Raw genomic sequence first — 26,326 nt, forward strand, 5'->3', positions numbered from 1 at the left:
AGAGTTTCTTCTTCAGCCTGAGACCATATAGCCAACGCCATGAATGGTGCGGATAAACCGTAGGGATTCCGAACTTTCCTCGATCTTTGCCCGCAGATTGCGTATGTGCGCCCGCACCAGATCAGGATCGCCTGTGTTGGGGGGATAATCCCACACCATTTCTAAAAGTTTCTGTGGGGAAATGGCGATATTAGGGTGTTCCATCAGATAACGCAACAAGCGGTGTTCTGTCGCCGTGAGTTGAATTTCCTGATCGCTGGTCATCACTTTATAGGTGTCTGAATCAAGGCGAACGTTCCCCAATTCGATGACTGCCGCCGAACCTTCATCACGCCGAATACGGCGCAAGAGCGCCCGCACCCGCGCCTTAAGTTCAGTCACTTCAAAGGGTTTTGTTACATAATCATCGCCGCCAGCGTCTAAGCCGGCAATCACTTCATCGGTGCTGGTGTGTGCTGTTAGGAAAAGGACGGGCAAACTCGTAAACCGTGCATCGGCGCGAATTTGGCGGCAGAGCGTCAACCCATCCATGATGGGCATGTTGATATCTAAGATCACCAAATCGGGACGACGGATGATGATTTTGTACCACGCCTCTTGCCCGGACGATGCCTGCCCAACTTCATAGCCTTCACGCCCTAGCGCACGTCCCACCGTCCCTAAGACTTCATCATCATCATCCACCGTTAAGATATACGTCATCATGCCCGTCCTTAGCCCGATTCTCACTGTATTACGCCAGTGAGTATAGCGCGGTGTAGGGAAGGATTCTATGAGGAATTTAGGGGGAACGCACACCTTAAGGAAAACAGCCCCCAGTGCTGAACTTGCCGCGCCTAACTGTCCCTACCTTGACGATCCGTTCCCCTTCCACTACAATGGCGGTTTTGCGGGCGCAGTATGCTCCCCTCAGAGACAGATATTCGCCCCGCGAAAACCGGGGAAAAAAGCGAAAAGAGGACTTTTCCTGTGAGTGAATCCTATACCCTTGATGTTCAAACGCGCACTGTCATCGGCAAAAAGGTTGGTGCGCTGCGCCGTGAAAACATGATCCCCGGCGTGATCTATGGCTATGACATGACACCCATCAGCATCACCATCCCTCGCCGTCCGCTGGAGATTGTCCTCCAAAAAGCAGGGACAACCCATTTGGTCTTGGTCAATGTGGGCGGGGAAACCTATAACACACTCGTCCGCGAGGTGCAGCGCGATTCGATCAAGCGCACCATCCGCCATATCGACTTCCTTCGCGTTGACCTGACCAAGACGCTGCGCACCGATGTGCAGGTTGTTTTGGTGGGCATTCCCAAGCTCAGCGCTGATATGAGCCTAAGCCAATCCATGCTCACTATTGAGGTGGAGTGCTTGCCCACGAACATCCCGACGGTTGTCCAAGCCGATGCCAGCAAACTGACTCGTGTCGATGCGCGGATCATCGTTGCCGATCTGCCCGCACTGCCCAATGTGAAGTACATTGCCGAGCCAACGGAGATTGTCGCCATTATCAACGCCCTTGTTGAACTGACCGAGGGTGCTGATGGGGAATTGACCCTGCTTGAACCAGAAGTGGTGGAGCGCGGGAAGAAGGAAGCCGACGACGAGGCGTAAACCTGCCCCTATTGCTTAGAACGTATTTCAAAAATCCCTATCCCCCTACCCCTTTTCCCCGCTTGCAAGGAAAGGGGTAAACAACCCCTCCTCGTTTATGGAGATTATGGAGAGGGGCAAAGAGCGGGGTTTTGAAATGATTTGTAAGGTATGTTCTGAACCCGCTCGATGAGCGGTTTTTTTTGAGACGGTGATTTAGCGTGAGGGGGTGGGCGTGGGGAAGGCAGAGAGGTCTACCGGCTCAAAGTTGGTGATGACAAGGACGATCTCTAAGCGGGTGAAGTCGATCAGGCTGCGGATCACCGCCTCCTGAAACAACTTGGAGTCGTCCAGGCGGGAACTGGTGACCTGCCCAATGACAATTCCGCGTGGAAACTTCCCCCCAATCCCAGAGGTGACGACAGAATCGCCGTTGTTGATTTTATCGGTGAGGGGAATATAGATCATCGATAAGCCGCCGGCTGCCGTCCCTTGTACAGAGCCTTCGGCGCGGGTGGTCTGCAACCGCGCATTGACGAAACTGTTCACGTCGGAGATTAACTGCACTTGGGCGCTGGTGGCGCTCACCCGCAAAATGCGCCCGACCAAGCCCAACTCGGTGACGACGGGCATCCCCGCTGAAAGCCCATCCCGCGAGCCGCGATCAATGGTCACGCTGCGGATCAAGCCGCTTGTCTCACGGCTGATCACCGTCGCGGCGGTGTATTGGCGGGTTGTTTCAACCCCTTTGTAATTGAGTAAAGCGGCAAGACGGGCGTAGTCGGCGCGAATCTCACGCAGTTCAACGATCTCCGCCTGAAAGTTGACCAACGCCCGTTCCAATTCGGCATTTCGCTGGCGGAGCGAATTCAGATCGCGCAGGGTATCAAAGACATCCGAAATACGGCGGGAGAGTCCGCTGCTCCACTGCTGAAGAAGGGTGATCGGCAACGAGGCGACGTTTTGCGCCGGGGAGAGCAGCCCCGCCACCCCGACAACCAACACCCCCAACGAGAGGAACATGGCAATCCCAAAAACAATCAAGCGGCGTGGTGCGTTACTCATGGTGAAAAGAGTATCGCAAAAACGGCGTGGCGCTAGGGATTCTCATGCCGTGCCAACAGAGATGTGCTGTGTGGGGATATAGCAAGAGGGTGCGAGGCGCAAAAAAAGGGTGAGCCGCTGCCGACTCACCCTTCTGCTCAGCGCGAAGGCTGACACCTACGCGAGTCGCCTACTTAACTTCGACCACTGCGCCAACTTCTTCCAGCTTCTTCTTGCCATCTTCAGCGGCGTCTTTTGTAACCGCTTCGAGGACGGGCTTGGGCGCACCTTCAACGAGGTCTTTCGCTTCCTTCAAACCGAGGTTTGTCAACTGACGCACAACCTTGATCACGTCAATCTTCTTGGGACCAATGTCCTTGAGGATGAGCGTGAATTCGGTCTGCTCTTCTTTTTCCTCGACAGCGACAGCCGCCCCACCAGCCATAGCACCCATCGCCATCATGGGCATGGCTGCCGCAGCCTGAACGCCCCACTTGTCTTCGAGTGCCTTCTTGAGTTCAACAGCTTCCATCACCGTCAGGCTGCTCAATGCTTCAATCAATGCATTCATGTCTGCCATGAGTTTGGTATCCTTTTCGTCTTTCGCTTTTGTTCTTCCGAGAGTTCGTCTAAGGTGGAGATGGAGAGGGCTGCCTTTAGGCGGCGCTGCCTTCCCCATCACGTTGTTTATCGCTGTATGCTTGCAACACAAGCGCCAGATCAATGGCGGGCTGCGCCAAGACTGTGACCAAGCCCGTTGCGGGTGTGGCGAGGGTCGCCAGCAGCGCTGCCCGTGCTTCGTCAAGGGTGGGCATTTTCGAGAGCGCTTCGATCTGCTCTGCTTTGAACACCGTTTCGCCCATAATCGCGCCCTTCAGCACGAGAAGTGGTTGATCTTTGATGTCCAAGAGTACCTTAGCTGTCTTCGCCAAATCCGTCTTGGGGACGGCGACGGCGACGGGACCAGCCAGCAAATCGTCTGGTACGGGAAAGCCATAGTGGGCAAGAATCTTCTTGAAAATGCTCGTCTTGACGACGTTGTATGATGCACCAACCGGACGCAGCAGCGCCCGCACCGCAGTGATGTTCTTCATCTGCATCCCGCGATATTCGGTGATGATCAAGCCCGGCACGCCGTCCATCAACTGGAGGTAATCGGCGTACATCGTGTTCTTCTTTTCTTTTGTAATTGGCAAGTGACTCATCCTCCTTTCCGTAGTAATGTGGTTCTGCGCAGGGGCGAGGCACAAAAAACGGTCTTTCGTGGGCGTTCTGGCGCCCACGAAAGACCGCAGGGGAGTTCCAAAGAGGGTTGCCCAAAGGCAACACCCTGATGATGGCTGCTTGGAACACCTCGGCAAGGTGGGGAGTGTTCCCCGATTAAGCCCCTTTGGGTTAAGGATGGCGCTTGCTTTCTGCGGTGCGAACCGAGGCGTATTGTACTGGTGGCGCGTCGTCCGGTCAAGGGGAAAGGTGCGTTGTTTCCTCCGTTGTTGGCGCTGCTGTTGGTGCTGCGGCAAGGGCAGCCCGCAGCGATGCCTTATGAAAGATCGTCATAGGGACATTGAGCGCCTCGGCGGGGGGAAGCCAGCGGTGATCGAGCAGTTCCTCGCTCAAGTGGACGGTTTCCGTCTCCGCACGGCAAAGAAAGGCGGTATCAAGGTGGCGGCGATGGTAGGGGGAAATCATGACGAGGATGGGGTTGATTATGGTGATGGACAGACTCGTCTCCTCGCGGACTTCGCGGATCACCCCTTCGTGGGGGTGTTCGCGCCGTCCAAGCCAGCCCCCGGGGAAACCCCAAGGGGTTTTAGGGTGATAGACATGCTCCACCACAAGGATGCGCCCCACTGGACTGAACACCACCCCCAAAACACCCAATGTAAAACGGGGTTGGGTCGCACGGTAGGCAATCTGCAAGACCGCCCAGAGTAAGGGCGATTGGCGTACCCAATGGGCGATACGCTGTTTCGTTGTGTCGGGTGTCATAGAATCAGCAAGGGGTCTACCAGCGCATGAACGTTAGCAGACCGATCACAGTTCTCGTCGTTAATTGGGCGCATTGGGGTTGGCTGCCATGCGCGTGCTGCCACTGCGTGCGCCAAAGAGCAGATCAAACTTTCCCACCGTCACAATGTCATTGGGCAAAACCAAGCGCCGCTCCCCCACACGGACGATGCTCCGGTTCAGGTAGGCGGGGTTATGGTCGGCAAGGCTCTCAAGGTAAAACTGCCCATTGTCTTCGGTAATGCGGGCGTGGTAGCGAGAGACGCTCTTTGCCCCTTCAAAATTTCCCAAATTCACTGCCAATGCCTCAGCAGTTTGTGGGTTTTGGGGGTCAGGTCGCCCGATGAGGGCAGGCTGGAAACGGAGTTCAAAAATCTTCCCCGTCCCTTGTTCACGGAAATAGGGCTGAATCACACCATTACCAATCACGCGGCGTTCTTCAGGGCGAACGGCAACCGCTTCGCGTATACCACGCGCACGCTGCTCCCGGACGAGGACAAGCTGCGCCCCGGTCTGGACGTTCTGCTGCTCTAGGGTCTTGTCTGGCTCAAGCGCTTTCCCCGTGCTTTCGACGCGCAGGGAGTAGATATCTTCTTCAGGGAACATGAACTCTTTGCGTGTTTCGGTAAGGAAGGTGCGCACAGGTAGGTTTTCCCGAATCGAAACTTCCTGAGGTGAGACATCAAAGAGATCAGAGACAATCGTCAAACGAATTCTAGGCATAGGTATTCCCTCTCTCCCGTAATGCGATAACGATAGCCGATCACCCCCTTGTGCGCAAGCGGCTAGTAGACCATCAAGAAGGTAACCATAGAAAGAGACCCTCATCCCCCCTACCCCCCTTCCCCCTGTGGGAAAAGGAGAGGACATATTTTCAAGTGAACCTTATGTCTGGGATAAAGGGTAATCCTAAACACAAGGTTTGGCGTTGAACAACTTGCACGAAGTAGCGCAAGCCTTCCCGAAACAAGCTCCAGAGCCGCCGGAACGAACCGTCGGGACGACGAACGAGCGGTTGGGCGATGCCAGCAGCAACGGCTTGGCTGCCGAGGGCGACCACCCACGTGTAGGCAATGGTCAACAGAACCAGCCGGTTGGCGAGATGCTGCTTCCAGCAGGGCGCGAATCATCTCCACTTGTCCTTCGGCAAAAAAGGCTGTCAGGTCGAGCGCTTTATTAGCGAGCCAGCGGCGAAAGCGCCGCGCTGTACTCTCTACCTGCTCCCCGCAACTCACCGCCCGCGCAATCGCTCCTTGCTGACAGCTCTCCGCTTGAATCACCCCATAGCTAAACAGGCTTACATTTTGCTGCTGCCAACCATTGAAACACGGTAGATGGGCTGACAAGTGCTGCTCTAATTGGTACAGTAGTTTGTAGTTCATCGTTCCTCACTGGGTTTCTTGGTCGATTTCCAGTTTGAACGATGAACTCCCTATTTTTCAACCCGCCTTCCAAACATGTCCTCTCCTCAGATGTTTATGGGGAGGGGACAAGCCCCGAAGGAGTGGTTACTCCTAGCCCGCTGCTTTAGCAGCGGGCGTTCACGGACGGCAATGGGCGCAAGCATTGCGCTCCTACAGGGATTACACCCTCAATACACCCTAGTTACCGGACAAGCCTTTTAGCGCCGGGGGTACTTTGCAAACAAGCCCATCATGGGCTAGAGGTGCGTTTTACTCCCGCGTGCTTCGATAATCTTGACCGCCTCGCGCACGTCTTGGGCGCGATCTCGGTGGCAGATCATCAACACATCATCCGTATCAACAATCACCAAATCATTGACGCCAATGGTGACCACCATCCGGTTGCTGACGATAAGCGTCCCCCGTGTGTCAATCTGAACATGGGCGTGATAATCCCCCCGCGAGATGTTATCCTCAGCGTTTTCGGAGAGGATTTCAAAGAGAGTCGCCCACGAGCCAACATCGCTCCAGCCAATATCCACTGGAATGACCGCCACATCGTGCGCCCCTTCCATAATGGCATAGTCAATAGGTTGTTTTTTCATCTTTCCCCACAGGTCGGTTAGCCATTCGGGGTGAGTTACCACCTGATTGAGCAAGGCATCCATCGACGGCTGTTGGCGGGCAAATTCTTCCTTCGCCCGCTTCACAGTCATGATAAACATCCCGGCGTTCCAACTATACAACCCCGTTTGGAGAAAAACCTGTGCGGTGGCAGCATCGGGCTTTTCGACAAAACGCTGACTGTGAAAGACTTCAAAACCTCGCATTGTGCCGATAGACGTCCCACGCTGGATGTAGCCGAACCCCGTTGCCGGATAGGAAGGGGGAATCCCTAAGGTGACGATATAGCCCCGTTCGGCAACCTCCGCCGCTGTGCGCAGTGCCTCGCGGAAGCGTTCTTCGTTGGCAATGTGATGATCGGCAGAAAGGACGGCAACAATGGCGTCTGGGTCGCGTCCAGCAATGGTATACAGCCCTAACCCCGCTGCGGGACCACTATCCCGCCCGAAGGGTTCACAGATAACATTTGTGGCGGGGATATAGGGTGTGCTTTCGCGCAGCGCCTCCGCCATGCCTGTTCCGGTAATCACAAAAATCCGCTCCGGGGGAAGCAAGTCTGTCAAGCGCTCGACAGTGATCTGGAACATGGTGCGTTCTTCGGTCAGGGGGAGCATTTGTTTGGGGCGACCTTTGCGGCTGAGTGGCCACAGGCGCGTGCCACCACCGCCCGCCATGATCAAAGCATAGAGGTTCGGCATAAACGAGAGTGTTCCTTATACAGGTGGGATTAGCCGTTGACGTGTTCCATCAACCAATCAATGGCTTCCCGTTCGTTGAAGAAGGCGCGGTAGGTATGGGTAGGGGTGCTTGCTGAGCGAAGGGCTAAGCTGACGACGCGCCCAACTACCGATTTGGATAAGTTGAAGGCAAAAAAGGATCGGAGGTCTGGACGTACTTTCAAAATTTCTTGCGAGCGAGTCTTGATGTACGGGGTCGGTCCGGCTTTTTCGGCGGTCATATCAAGAAGGGTGAGAACCACAGGATGCGCCCACGCGGCGCGAAGGTCGGTGGCACGCTGCGCCCACGCATCCACCGTTGTGCGGGCAGAGTCCGTCATTTTGACAACGAAGATGCGCCCTTCCCACAGGAATCCGACTTGGCAGCCGTGAAGGGTTTCAACCTGTTCCATCGTGGCAATGGTGGGCAGAGGCTTCACAAACCCTTGAGATGTCATACCAGTATTTACTCCAAACCATACAAACCATATCGTCCTATTTTAGCGTTCTGTTTTCCGGTTGTCATGCGCTGCTGCACGTTTTGAGATTCTTTTGAGTGAGTGTCATATTTGCTGCTCTACCTGTGTGGCAGTACAATCGATTAAGCGTTTGTGGATTTCTCTTTATTTTTAGGAGGGAAATACATAACATGCGAACTATTAAAAGTAGTTTAGTAGGAGTTTACCATATGCGTAAGTTTAGCCTCCTTCTGTTGGTCGCCGCCCTTATTCTCGGTTTTGCCAGTATGGGTCATGCTAGAGCCCAGACGGTTGAACTGCGGATGATTTGGTACAACGACGGTAATGAAGGCGAGGTGCTGCGTGGACTGCTTGATAAATTCGAGGCAGATCACAGCGGTATCAAAGTCGTGATCGAAACAGTCCCCTTTAAAGACCTCCCCACCGTGATGCAAACGCAATTGGAATCGAACAACCCGCCAGACATGGCGCGGTTGACGGACGTTCCGCGTTATCGTGGGAAATACCTTGATCTGCGTCCCTTGTTGAAGGATGCCGAGTTGTTCGAGTCCAGCTTCCCGGCAGAGGTGTTGGCAACCTACCGTAGCGGCAGCGAGGATAAGGGCTTGTATGGTTACCCGACCCAATTTACGGTGACCGGTCCGCTGATCAATGCGACACTCTTTGCCCAAGCAGGAGTAGACATTCCAACGGGCGATACGACCCTTGCCGAATGGGTTGAACTGGCGAAACAGGTCAAAGAAGCGACAGGCGTTCCCTATGCCGTTGCCATTGATCGTTCGCTGCACCGGATCACCGGACCGTCCCTCTCGCTTGGGGGGCAGTGGGTTGATAAAGAGACGGGGAAGATCACCTTTGATAACCCCGCCACTCGCGAATTCCTCGACATGCTCAAGAGTTGGCACGATGAGGACATCACCCCTAAGAACATTTGGATCGCAGAGAACGATAAATATGCCGCCGGACGGGATTACTTCGTGAACGGCGAACTCGTTTTCTACTACTCTGGCAGTTGGCAGGTTGGTGGGTTTGCCAACGACATTGGCGACAAGTTCGATTGGCGTGCCGTCCCCATGCCTTGCGGACCCGGCGGCTGCACGGGAATGCCCGGAGGCGCATCGGTCATGGCATTTGGTGGGACGAAACACCCTGAAGCCGTGGCAATGGTCATGGAATACCTCTCCAGCGAAGCTGTCTATGGCGAATTCGCCGCTAAAACGTTGTTCCTCCCTGGTCACTTGGGGTTGATTGCGAAGGGTGTTGACTACCCCACGCAAAAAGACAACCTGAATGTGTTCGCCTCCAGCATCCCCAAACTCTCTGAGCAGGGCTATTTGTTCCAACAATCGTCCCTGACGGGTCCGATGAACGAAGAACTGCGGATTCGGATTGGGCAAGCATTGGTGGGCGAGATCACGATGGACGAGGCAGTTAAAGCCGTCCAGAAGGTTGCCGATGACGCCTGTGCTGCTGAACCGGCGAAATGCCCGCCATTCAATTAGGGATCAGCTTTTACCCCCCTCACTTATCAAGGTGAGGGGATCCTGATGTGACGTGGAATCTGTTTACGGGGCGTGTGAAAAGCACGCCCCTCACCATCTAATTTTTTTTAATGATTTTTTAGGAGCGTTGCCGTGTTTGCTCCGCTTCGAGGGTTTATTCAAGACGTGCTGCGGATTCTTTTTCTGCCTATCCTCGCCCTAGTGTACGCCGTTGATTGGCTGATCACCCGTCTAGAGCGGCGAATCAGTGCGAAGCGAATGCCCTATTTCTTCTTGCTGCCCAATCTGGCAATTTTTGGCATCTTCATCCTCTTGCCGATGATGCTCAATTTTGCTTACGGATTCACCAAAGGGGAGTCGATTCGCTTTGACCAACGCCCCGCCGCCGGGCTGGAAAACTTCAACCGTTTATTCACCTGTGAAAACGTTACGATAGCCACCACCTGCCAAGAAGAATTTTTCTGGCGGGCGCTGCGCACAAGTATTGTCTACACAGGGTTTGAAGTCCCCCTAATGATCTTCTGCGCCCTCGCCATAGCCGTCGCCTTGAATCGAGAGATTATTTTTCGGGGGATGTTCCGGGCAATCTTTTTCTATCCCGTGCTGCTCTCCCCTGTGGTGGTCGGTATCATCTGGAAATGGGTATTGGAAAAAGACAAGGGCTTGTTGAACAACCTGATTATTACGCTTGGGGGGCGTGCGGTTGATTTTAAGATCAGTTCAGAATGGTCATTTTTGTGGGTGGTTGTCGTCAGTGTGTGGGCGATGGTTGGCTTTTACATGCTGATTCTGCTCGCCGGGCTGCAATCCATTCCCCCCACACTCTACGAGGCGGCACGGATGGACGGGGCGAACGAATGGCAGCAGTTCACCGGGGTCACACTCCCCATGTTGCGCCCAACGCTGCTTGTTGTGTTTGTCTTGGCAATGATCCGCTCGGTACAGGTCTTTGACATGATTTATGTTTTAACGGGGGGCGGACCCGGCACGGCAACAACGACAATGGTGCAGTATATCTACAACTTATTCAGCAAATTTAACTATGGCTTGGCTGCCGCCGCCTCCCTAATTTTGGCGATTATTTTGGCGGTTCTGACCCTGATTCAATTGTTCCTCAACCGACGACAAACCGAAGCAATTTAACCGAAGCGATCTAAACGGAGCAATCGTTACATGACCACCCCACAGGAGACGTTCCGGGGTTTTGGCGCTGGTGTTCTCAATTTCCTCATTCGGCGGCAAGGCGGTAGAGCGCGCTTTACGACAACCGATGTGATCACCTACCTCTTTCTCATTATCGGTTCGTTGATCATGTTTATTCCCGTGTTATGGTTAGTGATGTCCTCCTTCAAGCCAGTGGATGCGCTCTCTGAACGCCCACCCTCGCTGCTACCTTATTGGAACGAAACGATTGTTGTCCCGGGCTATGAAAAACCTTTGAACTTGGTGGATGTGCGCTTTGCGGATGGGACCGTGAAACGGATGGCGCAAGCAGGTGCGCCAATTGGGATCGAAATGCCAGTGATCGACCCTGCCCAACCGGATTTGCCGCCGGTCAAAGTGATTATGGCGCGGGGGCGGGAACGTTTTGTCACCTTTGTGCGCACCATAAATTTCAGCCTTGCCAACTATACCGAGGCGATTCGTAATTTCCCCTTCTTCAACGCTCTTCGCAACAGTGTGGTGATCACACTCACGGCGACGCTCGTCACCCTATTAGTGAACAGTATGGCAGCCTTCGCCCTCAGCAAATACCGTTTTCGCGGGCGGACGGCGATGCTCTTTGTGATTCTCTCCACGCTTATGGTGCCGCTGGCGGTGATCATCATCCCCGTCTTTTTTGTCATTGATCGCCTCGGTTGGTCGCAAAACTTGTTGGGGGTCATCATTCCCCCCGCCGCCACGCCAACGGGCGTGTTCTTGCTCCGCCAATATATGTTGACCATTCCCGATGAACTGCTGGAAGCGGCGCGGATGGACGGGGCAACCGAGTGGCGGATTTATTGGCGGATCATCCTCCCGCTGACAGCCCCGGCGCTGGCTGTGCTGGCAATTTTCTCCATTATGTGGCGCTGGAACGACTTTTTGTGGCCCCTCATTGTCCTCGGTGGACGGCAAGACCTTGCCACACTGCAACTTGCTTTGAATAACTTTCAGGGTGACCTGAACAGCCGTTGGCATCTCGTCATTGCGCTCACGGTGCTAAGTATGCTGCCGATCACTTTTGTCTTTGCCTTCTTGCAGCGCTATATCACCAGTGGCATTGCGGCGACGGGGGTAAAAGGATAATTTTTACCTCCCTCAGGGGAGAATCCGCCGTATCAATGCCCAGTCAGCAGGGGTGATTGCTCGCAATAAGATCACCCCCCCACCATAAAGCAGCCCGCCAACAAGTCCCGCCAAAATTGGGCTGCTCTCCCGCAGCGCCAGCATCCCCGCCAGCATAATGCCGCCCGCAGCACCTGTCCGCAGCATCCCCCAGAACACCGTGCGTGACATAGGGCGATCCCGCCGCATCCACAAAAAAGCGGCGAAAATTGCCGATTGGGCAATGAGGATGGAGACTGCCGCCCCCGCCACCCCTAAAACGGGGAGCAATAGCAAATTGAGGGTAATGTTCAAAAGTAAGCCCCCTATACGTACGAATAGGGTCGTTCGTTGGCGGTTTTCGATGATCAACTGTTGTCCATAGGCATTGCCGACCATCATGACAACAGCATACCAGATCAGCACTTCCAAAATTTGGGAGGTGTTGAGAAACCCAGGAAAGAGCAGCCCCGCCAACGTGGAGGCTAAGACAGTCACCCCCACCCCAACAGGAAGGGTGACGATTAAGGTCAGGTGTGCTAAGCGGTCTGTGATCCCTTGCAAGGCAAGGCGATCCCCCGACAGGCGTGCCATAAGGGGAAACAGCGCGGTGAGAACAGCCGTGTTCAGCAGTTCTACAACGCCAAAAACGATCACGAAGGCGGTCATCAGGTTGCCCGCCGCCGCCGGAGAAAGCCGCGTATAGACGAGGACGCGATCCACCTGCTGATAAACAAGGGTGATGAAGGATGCTGCGGCAAGGGGCGCTCCCTCCCGAAACAAAAGCGTGACAATGTGCCGTTCCAACGGAAACAGGGGGATTATTCCCGCTCGGCGCAAGGCGATCCAATAGATGCCGGAACGAAAGACCCCCGCGGTGATCGTTGCCATATACAGTCCGGGCAGCCCACCGCCCGCCGCTAAGATCGGAAAAGCTAAACCGATGAGGACGACGATATGGGCGATCAGAATGGCGCTGGTGGTGATCATTTTTTCGGCGGCAAGAAGTTGGTTGTGTGCCATATTCCCAAACACGTCAACGATCACGCTGATCCCAGCGAGGGCGAGGAGTCCACGCACGGTTAAATCGTAATTCAGGGCAACCCCGGCAAGCAGCATCCCCACATAGGCGATCAGCGCAAGGGGCGGCTGTGCCGCCAGAGTCGCCGTCAGGTAGCGCCCCGCCCGCGCTCGTTCCCGTGCGGCATCACGCAGGACAATCAAGCCCATCCCAAATTCGGGGAGTGTGGCGGCAATGGTGATCATGCCGCCGATCACGCCCCATGTGCCGTAGGCGCTCTCCCCAAGCAGACGTGCTAAGAGAATCGACCAGAGAAATTGCAACCCCCGCGCCAGCATGGTTGCCGCAGTAATGGCGGCGGTGTTGCGTACCACGCGGCGGGTTTCTGCTTCAGTAGGTAATGGGGTAGTGGGGATTTCAGCCGATGCCGGTGTATTCAAAGCAACCATCGTCTCAAAAAATGGAAAACTGAGTATAACGCACGGCATCTCCTTTGGTAGAATAGTCCGGCTGTATAAGGAGTTACTCACCAACATATGAACAACATCTGTGTCATTGGCGTGGGCTACGTCGGTCTCGTGACGGGCGCTTGTTTTGCTGACCTCGGAAACACGATCACGGCGCTAGACATCAATGAAAAACGCATCGAAAACCTACGTCAGGGCATTATGCCCATTTATGAACCTGGGTTGAAAGAGGTTGTCGAGCGAAACATCAAGGCAAACCGCCTTCGGTTCACCACCGACTATCAGACAGCGCTCAAGGATGCTGAGTTCGTCTTCATCTGTGTGGGAACACCAGAGGGCGTAGACGGCGAGGCGGATTTACAATATGTCCGTATGGCGGCGGAATCAATTGCCAAACACGCCATACACCCGCTGATTGTGATCAATAAATCCACCGTCCCCGTCGGCACGGGGGACTGGGTGGCAACCATTATTCGCGAACACCAGCCCACCCCGATTCCGGTCTCGGTAGTAAGCTGCCCCGAATTCCTTCGTGAAGGGTCTGCCGTGCGTGATTTCTTCAGCCCAGATCGAACGGTTTTAGGCTCAACAGACCGCGAGGCGGCAAACCGCGTTGCCCAACTGCACCTCCAACTTCGCGCCCCAATCGTGATCACCGATCTGCGCACGGCGGAGATGATCAAATACGCCTCGAACGCCTTCCTTGCCACACGAATCAGCTTCATCAATGAGATCGCCAACATTTGCGAGGCGCTTGGCGCAGATGTGAAAGAGGTGGCACAGGGGATGGGCTATGACAAGCGTATTGGGCATCACTTCTTAGAACCCGGCGTGGGGTATGGGGGGAGTTGTTTTCCCGGCAGCGAAACAGTCTTTACCATCCACGATGGACAAGTGACGGCTCGCACGTTTGAGTCCCTTTTCGCTGAAGGTGGCACGCCACAAAAAGGAGATCACACTGAGGTAATCATCCCAGAAAACATGCACGTGTTGGCATTTGATCTGAACACGGGATGTCCTGATATTGCCGCTGTGAGCGCCCTGACCCGCCGTGATTATGCCGGAGAGATGGTCACAATCACAACGAGTATGGGACGGGCGCTCACAGTCACAGCCGATCACCCTATTCTTGTCGCACGTCCTTATGGGTTGGAAACGATCCCCGCTTCAGAGGTGACGGCGGACGAACACCTTGCCGCCTTGACCATGTTACCTAAGATACCTACTCTCCAGAGGCTAAACCTGATTGAGTTATTGGAGGGAACAGCGCTAGAAAACGCTGTGTATGTCTCGCCCATTGATGACTCATTCACAGCGCACTATGCAGACTTTGCGGAACACATTTCACCTGAGATGCTTAAACATCCTCATGAAATTAAACAGCACAACCGCATGGCTCTCACGATATACCGGCAGTTAACGGCGCAAGGCGTTTTGAATGTTTCAGCCGAAAAATTGCTGCTCTATACGGCAAAGGGCGCAGCAACCAAAATCAAGGCGATCATCGAGGTTGATGCTGATCTCGCCCGTTTGTGTGGCTATTACCTTGCCGAGGGATTTATCAGTGAGGATATAGGGCGTGGCGGCGCACAGCGTGAGCGAACCGGCTTCACCTTTGGGGCGCATGAAAACGAATACATCGCTGATCTACGGCGTATTTTAGATCGTTATGGTTTGAAATACATCGAAAGAGCCAGCACAAACGCTATCAGCACGATTGTCTCTTCGCGTGTTTTCGCGTGGCTAATTCGCGATGTTCTTGGCTGTGGAACACACTCAAATGACAAACGCCTTCCTATGTTTGCCTTTGGGCTGCCCCCTGCCTTAAGTTATGAGCTTTTGCGTGGCGCATTTAGCGGTGATGGGGCTGTCACCCCTGTGCAAAATGGCAAGAATCTCATGCTTGAATATGCCACAACCAGCAAGCAGTTTGCTGATGGATTGGCATTAGTCCTCCAATCCCTTGGCATTGTGCCAACAGTTCGTGCGCGATTGATGAACAAATCCAAGCGCCCCGCCTATATTCTGCGTGTCAGTGGCTATAATCAGCTGAGAAAACTCACTCATGTGTTTGGCGAAACGCGCCGAGAACAGATTGAGTCAATTCTTAATGCCTATAAACGCCACATTCAACCGCATGGCTTCAAACCTCAAGGTGCTTATGCTGCACTTGACGTGATGCGTGTTGAACGCCACACAGACTCCCTCGCCGTCTATAGCCTAGAGACAACCACACACACATTCATTGGAAACAGCGCCCTTGTCTTGCACAACTGTTTTCCCAAAGACGTAAAAGCGTTGTCCTACATGGCGCAAGTTCACGGCACAGCCCCACAGTTGTTGCAAGCGGTCATGGGAATCAACGAAATTCAGCGCAAGCAGATCGTCCTCAAACTGGAGGATATGCTTGGCGATGTGCAGGGGAAGGTGATCGGGCTGCTTGGTCTGGCGTTCAAGGAAAACACCGATGATATTCGCGTTTCCCCTGCCTTAGAGATCGCGGATATGCTCCATAACCTGGGGGCGACGGTGCGCGGCTATGATCCGGTGGCGAATGAGAATGTTGCTCACAGCTACAAATACATCCAGCTTGCCGAAGATGCCTACGATCTGGCAAAGGGGTGCGATGCACTCGTTGTGGCAACCCCCTGGAACGAGTTCAAGGGGTTGGATATGGTGCGTCTGCGTGAGGTCATGCGCCAGCCAAACCTTGTCGATGGGCGCAATCTCTACGATCCACTCCGAATGAAGGATTATGGCTTTCATTATCGTGGCGTTGGGCGCGGGTACAACGGCACAGCGGTGAAATAGGGCGAAAGCTGCATCGCTATGTGTGAAGGGGCAACCTCATTGCCCTTTCAGCAACCGATTAAAACCCCACCCCTACACCCTTTGTACACAGAAATTTAGGGTCTTGGGGTTTTTGAACTAGGGATTAAAGAAAGGAATCAACCTCGTGTCCGAGACATTGATCGGTAAACGTATCGCCGTCCTGGATCAAGGTTTCCTCGAGCTGCAAGATGTCATGCCCCATCCGGCGGCGGGTGTTTCTCCCGATACGGCAATCGCATCAGCGGCACGGGTGTCCTTTATGGGTGAGAGCAAAGGGGATGAAAAAGACGCCAAGCTGATCCATTACCTCATGAAACATGCGCACACCTCGCCTTTCGAGATGGTGGAATTCAAATTTCGCGTAAAAGCCCCTTTAATTACGTACTGGCAGTGGATTCGTCACCGCACCTTTGCCTATCAAAGCGTGAACAGCCAATCAGGGCGTTATACCGAGTTTGACGAAGATGAATTTTACATCCCCGCTGTGTGGCGGCGGCAGTCCCCTAGCAACAAACAAGCCAGCCTCGGTGAGGTGGAAACGGCGGAAGGGGAGGAACTGACCCGTGACCTGATCGCCTTTTATAAGGAAGGCTTTTCGCTTTATGAAAAAGCGCTGGCGGCGGGCGTCTCGCGGGAGATGGCGCGGCTATTTTTGCCCGCATTTGCTGTCTACTACACATGGATTGTGAAGGTTGATCTTCACAATTTGTTTGGGTTTCTTCGGCTGCGCATGGCGGGCGATGCCCAATACGAAATTCGCGCCTATGCCGAGGCAATGTATTACGAGTTCGTCAAGCCGCTTGCTCCAGTGGCATCAGCGGCATTTGAGGACTACATCTTGAAACCGAACGGGATTGCGGTACATACAGCGTAGTCCCTATCCAGATGGGTGTATTGATGCCTTATTGGGATAGACGCTCAGGGGTTTCTATCTCCTTCCGCCTTTTGCCCCTCTCGAATCGTCCGCGCCAAAAGCGCCCAAACCGCCTCATCCCACATTCTCAGTGCTGCCAGCGAGGTTGACGGCAGCACCCAAATCACTGTCTCTCCAACAGTTTCCCCCGCAACCACACCATAGTTCAGACGTGCTGCTTGCAAAAAGACTTTTGCGGCAGTTTTTCCGTTGAACGCCAAAATGTGTGGAGCATGATCAGCTATCTTCTGGCGCAAGCCATCGACATCAAAATCCCCTGTTTCCAGGTCGGCATCCCCACCATAGGTTTCCTTAGCCAAGTCCGTCAAGCCAATACCATAGGTTAAAACCGCCCGAAAATCGGCGGGCTTGATCAGATGCGGCGTCAAGCCCACCTTGTAGAGTGTTGTCCAAAAGCGATTCCGGGGGTTGGCATAGTAAGCGCCCGCCGAAGCAGAATGGTTGCCCGCCGCCGTTCCACAGAAAACAACCTTTAGATCAGCAGCGAGAACATCTGGAAGGATCATGATTAATATCCTCTATAAACGGTGTGAAAATGTTGCAAAGACCCGATTCGATTTTGGGTGAGAAAGAAGGCGTAGATATGAAGAAAGTATAAATCATCATACAATAACTCAATTATCTATGTGTGTGGGGATCACCGGAGGGGATAACCTATGGCGGGGAAAATTCAATGCGATTATGACCGTATGGCAAAAATAGCTCAAACGTTTGCCAAAGAAGCCCAGCAAACCCTACAATGTTTTTCTCAATTAAACCGTATTGCGGGCGATTTACAGAATGGTGGGTGGGTTGGCGAAGGGAATGATCGCTTTCAACGTGAGTTTGAAGACATCATTCGGAAGTCGATGAATAAGCTCGTGAACGTCCTCCAAGACGCGGGGCAAGCCTCGCAGAAAATTGCACAGGCATTGCGTGGCGCAGAAGAAGAAGCCGGAGCGCTCTTTGGTGGGGGCGGTGGCGGGGTGAATGGCAAACCCGGAGGGGGTGGCGGTGCGGGGACAAACGCCGGGAATGGCAGCACAGGTGGCGGGGGCGGTGCGGGCAAGCCCGGCGGGGGCGAAAAACCTGCCCAAACATTCACCTATCCCAAACCAACGTGGCCTGTTGACCTCAAGAATTCCAGCCAATTAGACGCGATCATTAAGCCAAACATCCGAGGGCAAAACACCAAAGAACTTGCCGATGTGATGAAAACCCTAAACGGCAACCCGAAAGGGGCGGAATTGGATGCGGCATTGACGAAACTGGCAGAAATTCGTGGTGTTCCAGTCGATAAGATCAAAGCTGATTACAACAAGTTTGTTGAAGTACGCAATCAGGCAGAAGCAACCCGCGCCCGAAAAGGTCTTGAACCTATCTCTCAGCTTGCTGATGGCAAGGGAACATTTGACTTTGCCAAAAAAGGCGAGAGTTTCTGGGGAACAACCGATCAACTGCGGCATGGGAAGATTCTAGGCGACACCTTCGGGATTGATCCCGCCTTTGGATCGCTCTTGAATCCAACGGGCGGATTGGCGGGTCCCGGTGACACGCCCATCTACCTTGTTGGGGAAAACAGCATGGCGGTCAATGTGCATGGCGCGGTGCATGATGCTGGCGGCTATCTGAAGAACTACCATGATGTTGGACCGGGCTACCACTATGTGCCGGGGACGTGGCAAATCCTTGACACAACAAACCCCCTTGCCGGGCAAGTGGATGGAATCAAATTCTGGGTAAAGGAACTAGACAAACGCGGAATGTAAGTGCGTTAACCACCCGTAGATGTGTGTCTGATGGGGGTAGGCATGATGCCATGCCCCTATCAGATCTCGAAGCCCAACCTGCTGGAGATTCAACGCATCTCGGCAAAGGGATCGCTCTTGTTTGGGGTCGTTTTGAAGAGTGCGGCTTGTTCATGCAGCCAACGCAGTGCCTCTGTGCGCTGCACAAAAATCCGTACCTCGCTCTGTTTATGGCGTCCCTTCCGCTCTCGCACAAACATCGAGATGATGCGCATGGCGAATCCGTCTTTCAGAAGGAGGGCAACCCGCGCCGGTGTGTCGGGATCAGCCGCATCATAGGCTTCATCCGCACGTTGGCGGGCATAGGGAGTTAGCGTTTGGCTCGGTGCAGAGAGATCAAGCAGGGCAAGGATGGGCTGCCCGGGCGTCCACGCCCGATAGGTCTCGGTGACGATATTTGCCCACTGATCCACCGCAATCCGCCGCATATCGCCCTGGCTGGCGATGACGACAATGCGTCCCTCGGCAAGAAACTCACGGCTGATTCCATGATCAAAGACCTCAAGGGTCATCGCTGTGCCTCAGACAGTGTGGCAAAGGGGTTGACCGGAACAAATTCGCGTTCCACAATGGTGCGCTGTTCGCGCAGCCAGCGAAGGGCATCCCCTCGGCTGGCGAATATGCGCTGCGCATTACGCCTAAAGCGTTTGTCACGTTCGCGTAAGAGGATTGCCATCAAGCGCATGAGAAGGGTATCCGGCGCAGCGACAGCAATGCGTCCGGCGGGGATATGGGCAAGATCAATCTCATAAAGGGCATAGGCTTTTTGACGGAGATAAGGTGTCATCGCGTTGCCCGGCGCAGAGAGATCATGGAGGACAAAGAGTGGTTTTCCCGGCAGCCATGAGGCGTAGGTTTGTTTGACAACCTCAAACCACACATCCACCGCCGCCCGTCGCATATCGCCCGCACTGGTGAACACAACAATACGCCCCTCATCAAGGAAATCGCGGGTGATTCCAAACTCAAATGTTTCCATAGGAATAGGTTTGTCCCATTTGACAGTTTGGCGAGCGTATTCTAGTGTACAATGACTCCCGCCCATTTGCACAAGAGATTTTGATGATGCGTCATGTCGCCATTGTGATCTTTGATGATGTTGAGGTATTGGATTTCTGCGGACCCTACGAAGTTTTTAATGTCGCTGCTGAACTGATCGCTCCCTCACCGTTTCAGGTGTCTACGGTGGGCATCACCGATGCGCCTATTCGCACACGAGGCGGGATGATCATCACCCCAACGCACAGTTTGGCAACCTGTCCCACCCCCGATTTGGTCATTATCCCCGGCGGGTTTGGGACGCGCCGCCTTGTTGGGCATAAGCCACTAAAAGCGTGGATTCAAGCACAACATACCCGCGCCGAATGGACACTATCTGTTTGTACAGGGGCGCTGCTTTTGGCAGACGCCGGGCTTATCACCAACCAACCAGCCACAACCCACCACACTGCCTTTGATCGCCTTGCCGCACTTTCCCCCACGACAAGGATCATCACTGATCAGCGCTACGTCCAGAGTGGGAAGATCATCACCTCTGGGGGCATTTCAGCCGGGATTGATATGGCGCTGCACCTTGTCGAATCCTTATGTGGAAAAGACGCCGTAGCCCTTGTGCGGGGCGAGATGGAATGGAATTGGCATCAAGCGAGCCTTTAAATGAACATCGTGGCATTTTTGACGAATAACGACTATCCCGAAGGCAGTGTTGATGATCAGCCGGCGATGGAAGCCCTTCGGCGGCGCGGGGTAGAGGTTGTCCCTATGGTGTGGAATGATTCCCGTGTCACATGGGATAGTTTTGATGCGGTGATTGTCCGCTCTGTGTGGGATTACCACCTTGCACCGGACACCTTCAGCGCTTTTTTGGATGCCCGTACTGCACAAAGGATACGTTTTTTCAACCCCGCTCAGTTGATCCGCTGGAACATGGATAAGCATTACCTCCGCGACCTTGCCAAGCAAGGTGTCACCATCATCCCGTCCGTGTGGGTGGAACGGGGGCAGCCAGTGAGCATTGCCGAGGTAATGAGACAGCAAAATTGGACGGAGGCGGTTATCAAGCCAACCGTTTCCGCCGGCGCATGGCGCACCTTCCGGGTGAGGGCTGATGAGCCGCTCTCGCCGGATGTGGAGGCATTGATTGCCGAACGCAATGTGATCATCCAGCAATTTCGCCCTGAGATTATCAGCGAGGGTGAATGGTCGTTCGTTTTCTTTGATGGTGTGTACAGTCACGCTGTCCTGAAAAAGGCAAAACAAGGGGATTACCGTGTACAGGGCGGGGACTATGAGGGAATTGACGCGCCAACGGGGTTGGTGGCACAAGCCGCCGCCGTTGTTCAAGCAGTGGACGATACACCGCTCTATGCGCGGGTCGATGGGGTGTTCGTGGGGCAGCAGTTCCAACTGATGGAATTGGAACTTTTTGAGCCATGGCTCTTTTTGCGCACCCATCCAGAGGCGGCGGATCGCTTTGCTGAAGCGATTGTACGGCGCTTGGGATAGAGGTGTGCGCTTGAGGGTTCACTCAAACGCTTGCTGCGCTAAGGTGAACCCTACGGCATGAGAAAGTGATGCCCATTCACGCCGATGTGGGACGAGTAGTCCACCACACAGATACGTAGAAGATAGACTGACCCAACACCCTCACCCCCTGCGACCCGCCTTCAGCGTGTACCCGCTCCCCATAAACGGAGAGGGGGATTCGGGTTCTTTAGAAATCACTGTGGTGGACTACTAAGTACCACCACAGTGAAAAGGCGGGCTGACGTATGATCCCGCCGCTAAAGCAGCGGGCTGAAAACAGCCACCCCTTCGGGGCTTAAAAGGCATATCTGTATGGGCTTTTCCGTCGTCCCCACCCCAAAGGGCTTTTTTGTTTGTACTTAGTTCCCCAGTTATTTCCCCAACTTTTCGCGAAACACTTCAGCAATGGCGGGGAGTTCCTTGAACAAATCGCCAACAATGCCATAGCGTGCCAGTTTGAAGATGGGCGCATCAGCATCTTTGTTGATGGCGACAATCACTTTTGAACTGCGCATCCCTGCTTGGTGTTGAATCGATCCCGACAAGCCCGTTGCGATGTAGAGATTAGGGGCAACAACCTTCCCCGTTTGCCCAACCTGATGCGCATAGGGAATCCACCCCGCATCCACCGCTGCTCGGCTTGCGCCCACCGCTCCATTGAGGACTTCGGCAAGGTCACGAACAGGGGCAAAGCCTTCCGGTCCGCCAACGCCGCGCCCCCCACTGACGATGATCGCTGCATCGGTGAGGTTTACCGTCCCCTTTGTCTCCTCAAAACCAGTTACCTTTGTGGTGATTTGGTCTTCGCTGAGGACAGGGCTAACGCTGCTAACCTCGCCCGTTCGGGCTGAATCGGGGGCGGGTTGGGCAAAGGCACGCGAGCGCGTCGTGATGCACACCGTCCCCTCGCCTTTCGGAGCGGCGTCGCTCAGCACTTTTCCGGCGTAGACCGGACGTGTGGCGCTGATCGTCCCACCCTCTACCGTCAACTCGATCACATCGGAGAGCAGTCCAGCGTTTAAATCAGCACTGAGGGCGGCGATCAGTTCACGCCCCCGTGTAGACGCGCCACCGAGGACGACCTTTGCCCCCTGAACGACCTTTCCCAAAAGCGCCGCATAGGGATCGAGGCGGTAATCGGCAAGAGTGGCATCGTCCCCTTTGACAACCTTATCCGCGCCATAGTGGAACGCCAAGGTGACGATGTTTTCAATGCCTTGTCCAAAAACAACGGCGGTCAGCGGCACGCCGAGGGCATCCGCCACCACACGCCCCGCGCCAAGCGCCTCCCACGAGATGGGCAGCGCCTTCCCTTTGAATTGATCAATCCAGACGAAAACGCCGCTCATATAACCTTTTCCTCCAAGAGTTTCGCCACAAGTTTTTCGGCGCGTTCACGTTCTGTTGCCCCGCTGATAATCTCCACATTACCCGTTCGGGCGGGAAGGTTTCGGTACGCGGTGGTGACGACCTTTGCCGAGTCGCCCGACGCATCGGTCACACCGAGATCGGCGCTGCCCCATACGGGGATCACTGCCTTCGATGCTTTCCGAATTCCAATGAACGAGGGAGATTTCGGATCGTTAATGTCCTTCAAAACGCTGATCACAGCAGGGAGTTTAGCGGTGATCGTCTGCTTGCCTTCTTCCACCATTCGTTCCACTTGGATCGTCTTTGCCGCAAAATCGACGGCGACAACCTTGCTCACCGCGCCGATTGCCGTCCAGCCGAGCAAGCGGGCAAGTTGGTAGACATGGGCATCCGTCGCCAGATCAACCAATTCCTTACCAAAAATGACCAACGAGACATCGCCCAGTTTCTTGAGCGCAGCAGCGGCGGCTTTGGCATAGCCGAGGGAGTCTTGTCCCTCCATGCCACCATCCCAAAGGCGGATTGCGTTATCAACGCCGATTGCCAGCGCTTGCTTGAGGGCGTCGTTATGGGTTTCGTCGCCAATGGCTATGGCGGTGCTGGTTGTTTTATGCGCATCACGCAGCAGCACCACCTCTGTCACCGAATATTCATCCCAGGGGTTCAGCACAAGCTGCGCCCCACCCCAAGATACTTTGCCCCCGCCGTCCACTTCCACTTTTGCCGCAGTATCCGGCGTGGAGCGGGTAAACACAACAATATTCTCTGCCATTCTCTGTCCTTCTCTTGATGAATTCTTGCCCACCTGAGGGCTATCGCCTTCCTCAAGCGGGTCATCCTACGAATTGTTTTTCCCCTATCATTGTAGCAAGCGAATCCATCTTTATCCTGATCCAACTTTGGGGAGTTGAGACATTTGAGGGAGGCGATTGAAAGTTGCGCCCGCTCTAATTTTTCCTAAAATGGTAGATGGTCATCTACTTTATCCCAAAAGGGAAGCTCTATCATGCGTAACTTTAATACACGTCAAGCTGGTATTTTGTCGATTCTATTGGGGGCGCTCACACTCTTTCGCGTTGTGACCATCCCCACAGAAGCGAACCAATCAATGGGCGATTTTTCCTTAATCGCCGCAATTTTGCCTTTCTATAGCTGGTTTCCTTTGGTGGCATATGTCACATGCGGGGCAGCCATTGTTGGCGGTGTTTTGATGCTCATTGGACAGAAAATCGGCTTGCTCTTAGCCGGCGGTGGGTTCATCATCTTCTTCGGGGTGGCTGTCTACGGAATTCTGACCGAAAACCTTTCACGGGGGTTGGTGAACATTCTCTTGACGGTGGCGATGCTCTTGGTGGGGTTAGCCTGTTTGCAGCAGTTCTTCAAAAAAGCCTAACGATCTAGGTGAGTGTTGCTGATCGGGAATGATCATGATTCCCGATCAGACTTATAGCGTGATCTATATGGTTGTTGAGCCGATTTCTTATAGAACTTACGCAGTTGAACGTGTTTACTCTGTATTCATCATTCATCGAAAGGGGACGTTTGAGGGAGCTTCCCCCTCAAAAAATGGATTCCCCCTTCTCCCAATGGGAGAAGGGGGGTAGGGGGATGAGGGCAACTGCCTAACCTCTATCTTATTTCGTTGTCCGCTGCCAAAAGAGCGCATATTTCTCATTCAGGCATTGCCCAAAATCCAGCGCCTGAAAGTATTCTGGCGACGAGGTAACCACCAACACCTGTGGAATCTTGCGCTGGTCTGCCTCGTGGGTTGCCCGCTTGATCAAGAGCGCCCCATAGCCTTTCCCGCGACAATCCTCACGGACAGCAACCGTGCGCAGTTCAGCGATCTTCGGGCTATAGATTTCTAAACAGCAGCAGCCTACAATGACCCCCGCTTCTTCAACAACCCACCATGTGGAGAGCAGTTCGCGGATTTCCTCATCGGTGCGCGGTAGCAGTTTATCGAGGTTGTTCTTGATTAACCCTTGAATCGCTTGAATATCCCCTTCGTGGGCGTTCCGCAAAACACCCGTTGCCTCTGTATACCCCTCAATTGGTTTGTCTATCGTCGTCATGCCTTCTCCTCCCGTGTTTCTGCCTTAGCCAATGCATCAATAAGTCGCTGCTGCCGTACACTCAACGTCACATCCCCTCGTGTCCGCTCCAACACAGCGCGGAAAGCATCCGTCCGATGGCGCAACCCACCGCTCACCGCGTCGGGGTAGTCCACCGTGACAATCACATCGTAAACCTGATCCATCTTTGTGAGGAGCGCCTCTGCCTGTTCATAATCGTTTTCCCGCAGCCGATCCAATACATAGCGGCGCAGTTCGCTGGCGGCTTCGCACAGTCCGTTGAGGTAGGTGGCGGGTTCGGCGCGGAGTGCCTCTAGTGTGGGCAGATCACCCCCCCTAATCAGGGCATAGGTCAGCCGTGCCTCCACAAATTCCTTCGCCGCGTCTTGTGTATAGCCCGCGTGGTAAAGGTCGGGATGTGGTTGGAGCGATTCCCGCAAGCCATCAAAGATCGTTCGCGCCTCGCTGAGCAGCCTATCCGCCTCTGCCCACTGCTGGCGGTGCATGGCACGAATACCATTGGCACAGGCACGGGCGAGTGTGCGGGAGTCATTTAGGGCGGCTTCGCGGGCGCGGTGTTTTGCTTCAAGTGCAGCGCGAATCGCCTCAGTGATCGTCTCAAGGTTGAGCATGAGCATCGTCCTACACTACATTGCCGAGTCTTTGAAGGAACATCCCCTTTAAACAGGAACGAAAACAGAAAACAAAAAGGGCGCGGTTGTCCGCGCCCTGTCTATACTGAGTCCTACGCCTACGGCGTGTGAATCTTGACGCGGTTAACGCTTCGTATAGGTAGGTGCCTTACGCGCACGGCGCAAACCGGGCTTTTTCCGCTCTTTCACACGGGGGTCACGGGTGAGCAGCCCCGCCTTCCGCAGTTGCGGACGGAGTTCGGGGTTCACCTTGACGAGGGCCCGTGCAATGCCCAAAAGGATCGCTGAGGTTTGTCCAGTAATGCCGCCGCCCATGACATGAACGCTGACGTTGTATTGACCGTCCGCGCCAACCAACCGCAAGGGGGAGAGCGCCTTATCCAGATCGCCTTCGCGGGGGAGAAACTCTGCCCCTGGTTTATCGTTGATGACCACCGAACCGGTGCCGCCCGGGTAAAGGCGAACCCGTGCCGACGCTTCTTTGCGCCGCCCGATGCCCTCGAAATATTGACCGATCTCTGCCATTACGCCTTCTTAGCCTCCGGGAATTCGATCTTCTCAGGCTTGTGCGCCCCGTGAGGGTGTGTATCGCCCGCGTAGACCTTCAATTTCTTGATCATCTTCCGCCCCAAACGGTTGTGGGGCACCATCCCCTTCACTGCGGCTTCAATGACGCGCTCTGGGTGCTTTTCGAGCATCGTCCGTAGGGGCACCTCGCGGAAACCGCCCGGGTATTGGGAATGGCGATAGTAGAACTTTGTGTCAAGGCGATCCCCCGTGACGCGGATTTTACCCGCGTTAAGGACGATCACATAATCCCCAACATCCATATTGGGGACGAATGTGGTTTTGTGTTTGCCGCGCAGGATATGGGCAATACGGGAGGCAAGACGCCCCAAAATCATATCTGTCGCGTCCACCACATACCACTTGCGTCCAGCTTCAATGCTGTCAGCGGTTGGTGTGTAGGTCTTGAAATGCATGGTCAAAA

The 26,326-nt window shown here is 54.3% G+C and carries 29 protein-coding genes; 11 read left to right on the top strand and 18 right to left on the bottom strand.

Annotated features, from left to right (window positions below; genetic code table 11):
• Positions 1-12: 12 nt before the first annotated feature.
• On the bottom strand, positions 13-705 hold the full coding sequence (locus tag HS103_09115; protein ID MBE7512957.1) for a response regulator transcription factor: 693 nt from the start codon (positions 703-705) through the stop codon (positions 13-15).
• A gap of 264 nt (positions 706-969) precedes the next feature.
• Here HS103_09115 and HS103_09120 point away from each other — a divergent pair, with 264 nt between their 5' ends.
• Positions 970-1,608 (top strand): 50S ribosomal protein L25, encoded by a 639-nt coding sequence (locus HS103_09120; protein ID MBE7512958.1) that lies wholly within the window; start codon positions 970-972, stop codon positions 1,606-1,608.
• 195 nt (positions 1,609-1,803) lie between these two features.
• Here the strand turns inward: HS103_09120 and mreC are convergent, their stop codons facing one another.
• The 5 genes from mreC to HS103_09145 form a co-directional block, all read right to left on the bottom strand.
• Entirely contained in the window at positions 1,804-2,652 is an 849-nt protein-coding gene (gene mreC, locus HS103_09125) for a rod shape-determining protein MreC (protein MBE7512959.1), read from the bottom strand.
• Between the two features lie 169 nt (positions 2,653-2,821).
• Positions 2,822-3,211, bottom strand: a complete 390-nt coding sequence (gene rplL / locus HS103_09130) for a 50S ribosomal protein L7/L12 (GenBank protein ID MBE7512960.1) — start codon at positions 3,209-3,211, stop codon at positions 2,822-2,824.
• A 76-nt stretch (positions 3,212-3,287) separates the two neighbouring features.
• On the bottom strand, positions 3,288-3,827 hold the full coding sequence (locus HS103_09135) for a 50S ribosomal protein L10 (protein ID MBE7512961.1): 540 nt from the start codon (positions 3,825-3,827) through the stop codon (positions 3,288-3,290).
• Positions 3,828-4,092: 265 nt separating this feature from the next.
• Positions 4,093-4,620, bottom strand: a complete 528-nt coding sequence (locus tag HS103_09140; protein MBE7512962.1) for an NUDIX hydrolase — start codon at positions 4,618-4,620, stop codon at positions 4,093-4,095.
• Between the two features lie 60 nt (positions 4,621-4,680).
• Complete coding sequence (locus HS103_09145; protein ID MBE7512963.1) at positions 4,681-5,361, bottom strand: FHA domain-containing protein; 681 nt, start codon at positions 5,359-5,361, stop codon at positions 4,681-4,683.
• Positions 5,362-5,566: 205 nt separating this feature from the next.
• On the opposite strand from HS103_09145, the gene HS103_09150 reads away from it, so the two are divergent.
• Complete coding sequence (locus HS103_09150; protein ID MBE7512964.1) at positions 5,567-5,818, top strand: hypothetical protein; 252 nt, start codon at positions 5,567-5,569, stop codon at positions 5,816-5,818.
• Positions 5,819-6,298: 480 nt separating this feature from the next.
• Here the strand turns inward: HS103_09150 and HS103_09155 are convergent, their stop codons facing one another.
• Together HS103_09155 and HS103_09160 are read right to left on the bottom strand one after the other, a co-directional pair.
• A complete protein-coding gene (locus HS103_09155) occupies positions 6,299-7,363 on the bottom strand; it encodes an NTP transferase domain-containing protein (protein MBE7512965.1) in 1,065 nt (354 codons plus the stop codon).
• 29 nt (positions 7,364-7,392) lie between these two features.
• The gene (locus tag HS103_09160) at positions 7,393-7,839 is read right to left on the bottom strand and encodes a hypothetical protein (GenBank protein MBE7512966.1); all 447 of its coding nucleotides are present in this window, start codon (positions 7,837-7,839) and stop codon (positions 7,393-7,395) included.
• A gap of 230 nt (positions 7,840-8,069) precedes the next feature.
• Between HS103_09160 and HS103_09165 the strand changes: the two genes are divergently transcribed.
• The 3 genes from HS103_09165 to HS103_09175 all read left to right on the top strand — a co-directional run bounded on the left by HS103_09165 (position 8,070) and on the right by HS103_09175 (position 11,651).
• Positions 8,070-9,362, top strand: a complete 1,293-nt coding sequence (locus HS103_09165) for a sugar ABC transporter substrate-binding protein (protein ID MBE7512967.1) — start codon at positions 8,070-8,072, stop codon at positions 9,360-9,362.
• 132 nt (positions 9,363-9,494) lie between these two features.
• Complete coding sequence (locus tag HS103_09170) at positions 9,495-10,505, top strand: sugar ABC transporter permease (GenBank protein ID MBE7512968.1); 1,011 nt, start codon at positions 9,495-9,497, stop codon at positions 10,503-10,505.
• A 30-nt stretch (positions 10,506-10,535) separates the two neighbouring features.
• A complete protein-coding gene (locus HS103_09175; protein ID MBE7512969.1) occupies positions 10,536-11,651 on the top strand; it encodes a carbohydrate ABC transporter permease in 1,116 nt (371 codons plus the stop codon).
• Positions 11,652-11,663: 12 nt separating this feature from the next.
• On the opposite strand, the gene HS103_09180 is transcribed toward HS103_09175, so the two are convergent.
• Positions 11,664-13,178, bottom strand: a complete 1,515-nt coding sequence (locus HS103_09180; GenBank protein MBE7512970.1) for an oligosaccharide flippase family protein — start codon at positions 13,176-13,178, stop codon at positions 11,664-11,666.
• 48 nt (positions 13,179-13,226) lie between these two features.
• Here HS103_09180 and HS103_09185 point away from each other — a divergent pair, with 48 nt between their 5' ends.
• Together HS103_09185 and thyX are read left to right on the top strand one after the other, a co-directional pair.
• On the top strand, positions 13,227-15,968 hold the full coding sequence (locus tag HS103_09185; protein MBE7512971.1) for a nucleotide sugar dehydrogenase: 2,742 nt from the start codon (positions 13,227-13,229) through the stop codon (positions 15,966-15,968).
• 145 nt (positions 15,969-16,113) lie between these two features.
• Positions 16,114-16,863, top strand: coding sequence for an FAD-dependent thymidylate synthase (thyX, locus tag HS103_09190; GenBank protein MBE7512972.1), 750 nt, complete (start codon positions 16,114-16,116; stop codon positions 16,861-16,863).
• A gap of 44 nt (positions 16,864-16,907) precedes the next feature.
• Here thyX and HS103_09195 read toward each other — a convergent pair whose 3' ends face one another.
• Positions 16,908-17,429, bottom strand: coding sequence for a mismatch-specific DNA-glycosylase (locus HS103_09195; GenBank protein ID MBE7512973.1), 522 nt, complete (start codon positions 17,427-17,429; stop codon positions 16,908-16,910).
• Between the two features lie 150 nt (positions 17,430-17,579).
• Here HS103_09195 and HS103_09200 point away from each other — a divergent pair, with 150 nt between their 5' ends.
• Positions 17,580-18,671, top strand: a complete 1,092-nt coding sequence (locus tag HS103_09200) for a WXG100 family type VII secretion target (protein MBE7512974.1) — start codon at positions 17,580-17,582, stop codon at positions 18,669-18,671.
• A gap of 89 nt (positions 18,672-18,760) precedes the next feature.
• Here HS103_09200 and HS103_09205 read toward each other — a convergent pair whose 3' ends face one another.
• Both HS103_09205 and HS103_09210 read right to left on the bottom strand, forming a co-directional pair.
• Positions 18,761-19,222, bottom strand: a complete 462-nt coding sequence (locus tag HS103_09205) for a hypothetical protein (protein ID MBE7512975.1) — start codon at positions 19,220-19,222, stop codon at positions 18,761-18,763.
• Positions 19,219-19,689, bottom strand: a complete 471-nt coding sequence (locus HS103_09210; GenBank protein MBE7512976.1) for a hypothetical protein — start codon at positions 19,687-19,689, stop codon at positions 19,219-19,221. Before HS103_09210 ends, HS103_09205 begins: the two co-directional genes overlap by 4 nt.
• Positions 19,690-19,772: 83 nt before the next feature.
• Between HS103_09210 and HS103_09215 the strand changes: the two genes are divergently transcribed.
• The gene (locus tag HS103_09215) at positions 19,773-20,366 is read left to right on the top strand and encodes a DJ-1/PfpI family protein (GenBank protein MBE7512977.1); all 594 of its coding nucleotides are present in this window, start codon (positions 19,773-19,775) and stop codon (positions 20,364-20,366) included.
• On the top strand, positions 20,367-21,215 hold the full coding sequence (locus tag HS103_09220) for a hypothetical protein (GenBank protein MBE7512978.1): 849 nt from the start codon (positions 20,367-20,369) through the stop codon (positions 21,213-21,215).
• A gap of 392 nt (positions 21,216-21,607) precedes the next feature.
• On the opposite strand, the gene HS103_09225 is transcribed toward HS103_09220, so the two are convergent.
• Positions 21,608-22,585, bottom strand: a complete 978-nt coding sequence (locus HS103_09225; GenBank protein MBE7512979.1) for an electron transfer flavoprotein subunit alpha/FixB family protein — start codon at positions 22,583-22,585, stop codon at positions 21,608-21,610.
• Positions 22,582-23,379 carry a hypothetical protein gene (locus tag HS103_09230; protein ID MBE7512980.1) on the bottom strand — a complete coding sequence of 266 codons (798 nt, stop codon included), beginning with the start codon at positions 23,377-23,379 and terminating at the stop codon, positions 22,582-22,584. Before HS103_09230 ends, HS103_09225 begins: the two co-directional genes overlap by 4 nt.
• Before the next feature lie 234 nt (positions 23,380-23,613).
• Here HS103_09230 and HS103_09235 point away from each other — a divergent pair, with 234 nt between their 5' ends.
• The gene (locus tag HS103_09235) at positions 23,614-24,000 is read left to right on the top strand and encodes a hypothetical protein (GenBank protein MBE7512981.1); all 387 of its coding nucleotides are present in this window, start codon (positions 23,614-23,616) and stop codon (positions 23,998-24,000) included.
• Positions 24,001-24,241: 241 nt separating this feature from the next.
• Here the strand turns inward: HS103_09235 and HS103_09240 are convergent, their stop codons facing one another.
• From HS103_09240 to rplM, 4 genes are all read right to left on the bottom strand, one after another.
• Positions 24,242-24,682, bottom strand: coding sequence for a GNAT family N-acetyltransferase (locus HS103_09240; GenBank protein ID MBE7512982.1), 441 nt, complete (start codon positions 24,680-24,682; stop codon positions 24,242-24,244).
• Positions 24,679-25,314 (bottom strand): haloacid dehalogenase, encoded by a 636-nt coding sequence (locus tag HS103_09245; GenBank protein ID MBE7512983.1) that lies wholly within the window; start codon positions 25,312-25,314, stop codon positions 24,679-24,681. Before HS103_09245 ends, HS103_09240 begins: the two co-directional genes overlap by 4 nt.
• Before the next feature lie 144 nt (positions 25,315-25,458).
• Positions 25,459-25,860 (bottom strand): 30S ribosomal protein S9, encoded by a 402-nt coding sequence (rpsI, locus tag HS103_09250; protein ID MBE7512984.1) that lies wholly within the window; start codon positions 25,858-25,860, stop codon positions 25,459-25,461.
• The gene (gene rplM, locus HS103_09255; protein ID MBE7512985.1) at positions 25,860-26,318 is read right to left on the bottom strand and encodes a 50S ribosomal protein L13; all 459 of its coding nucleotides are present in this window, start codon (positions 26,316-26,318) and stop codon (positions 25,860-25,862) included. The genes rpsI and rplM overlap by 1 nt, the downstream gene beginning before the upstream one ends.
• Positions 26,319-26,326 lie beyond the last annotated feature (8 nt).

It is taken from the genome of Anaerolineales bacterium (assembly GCA_015075625.1).
GTDB lineage: Bacteria > Chloroflexota > Anaerolineae > Aggregatilineales > UBA2796 > UBA2796.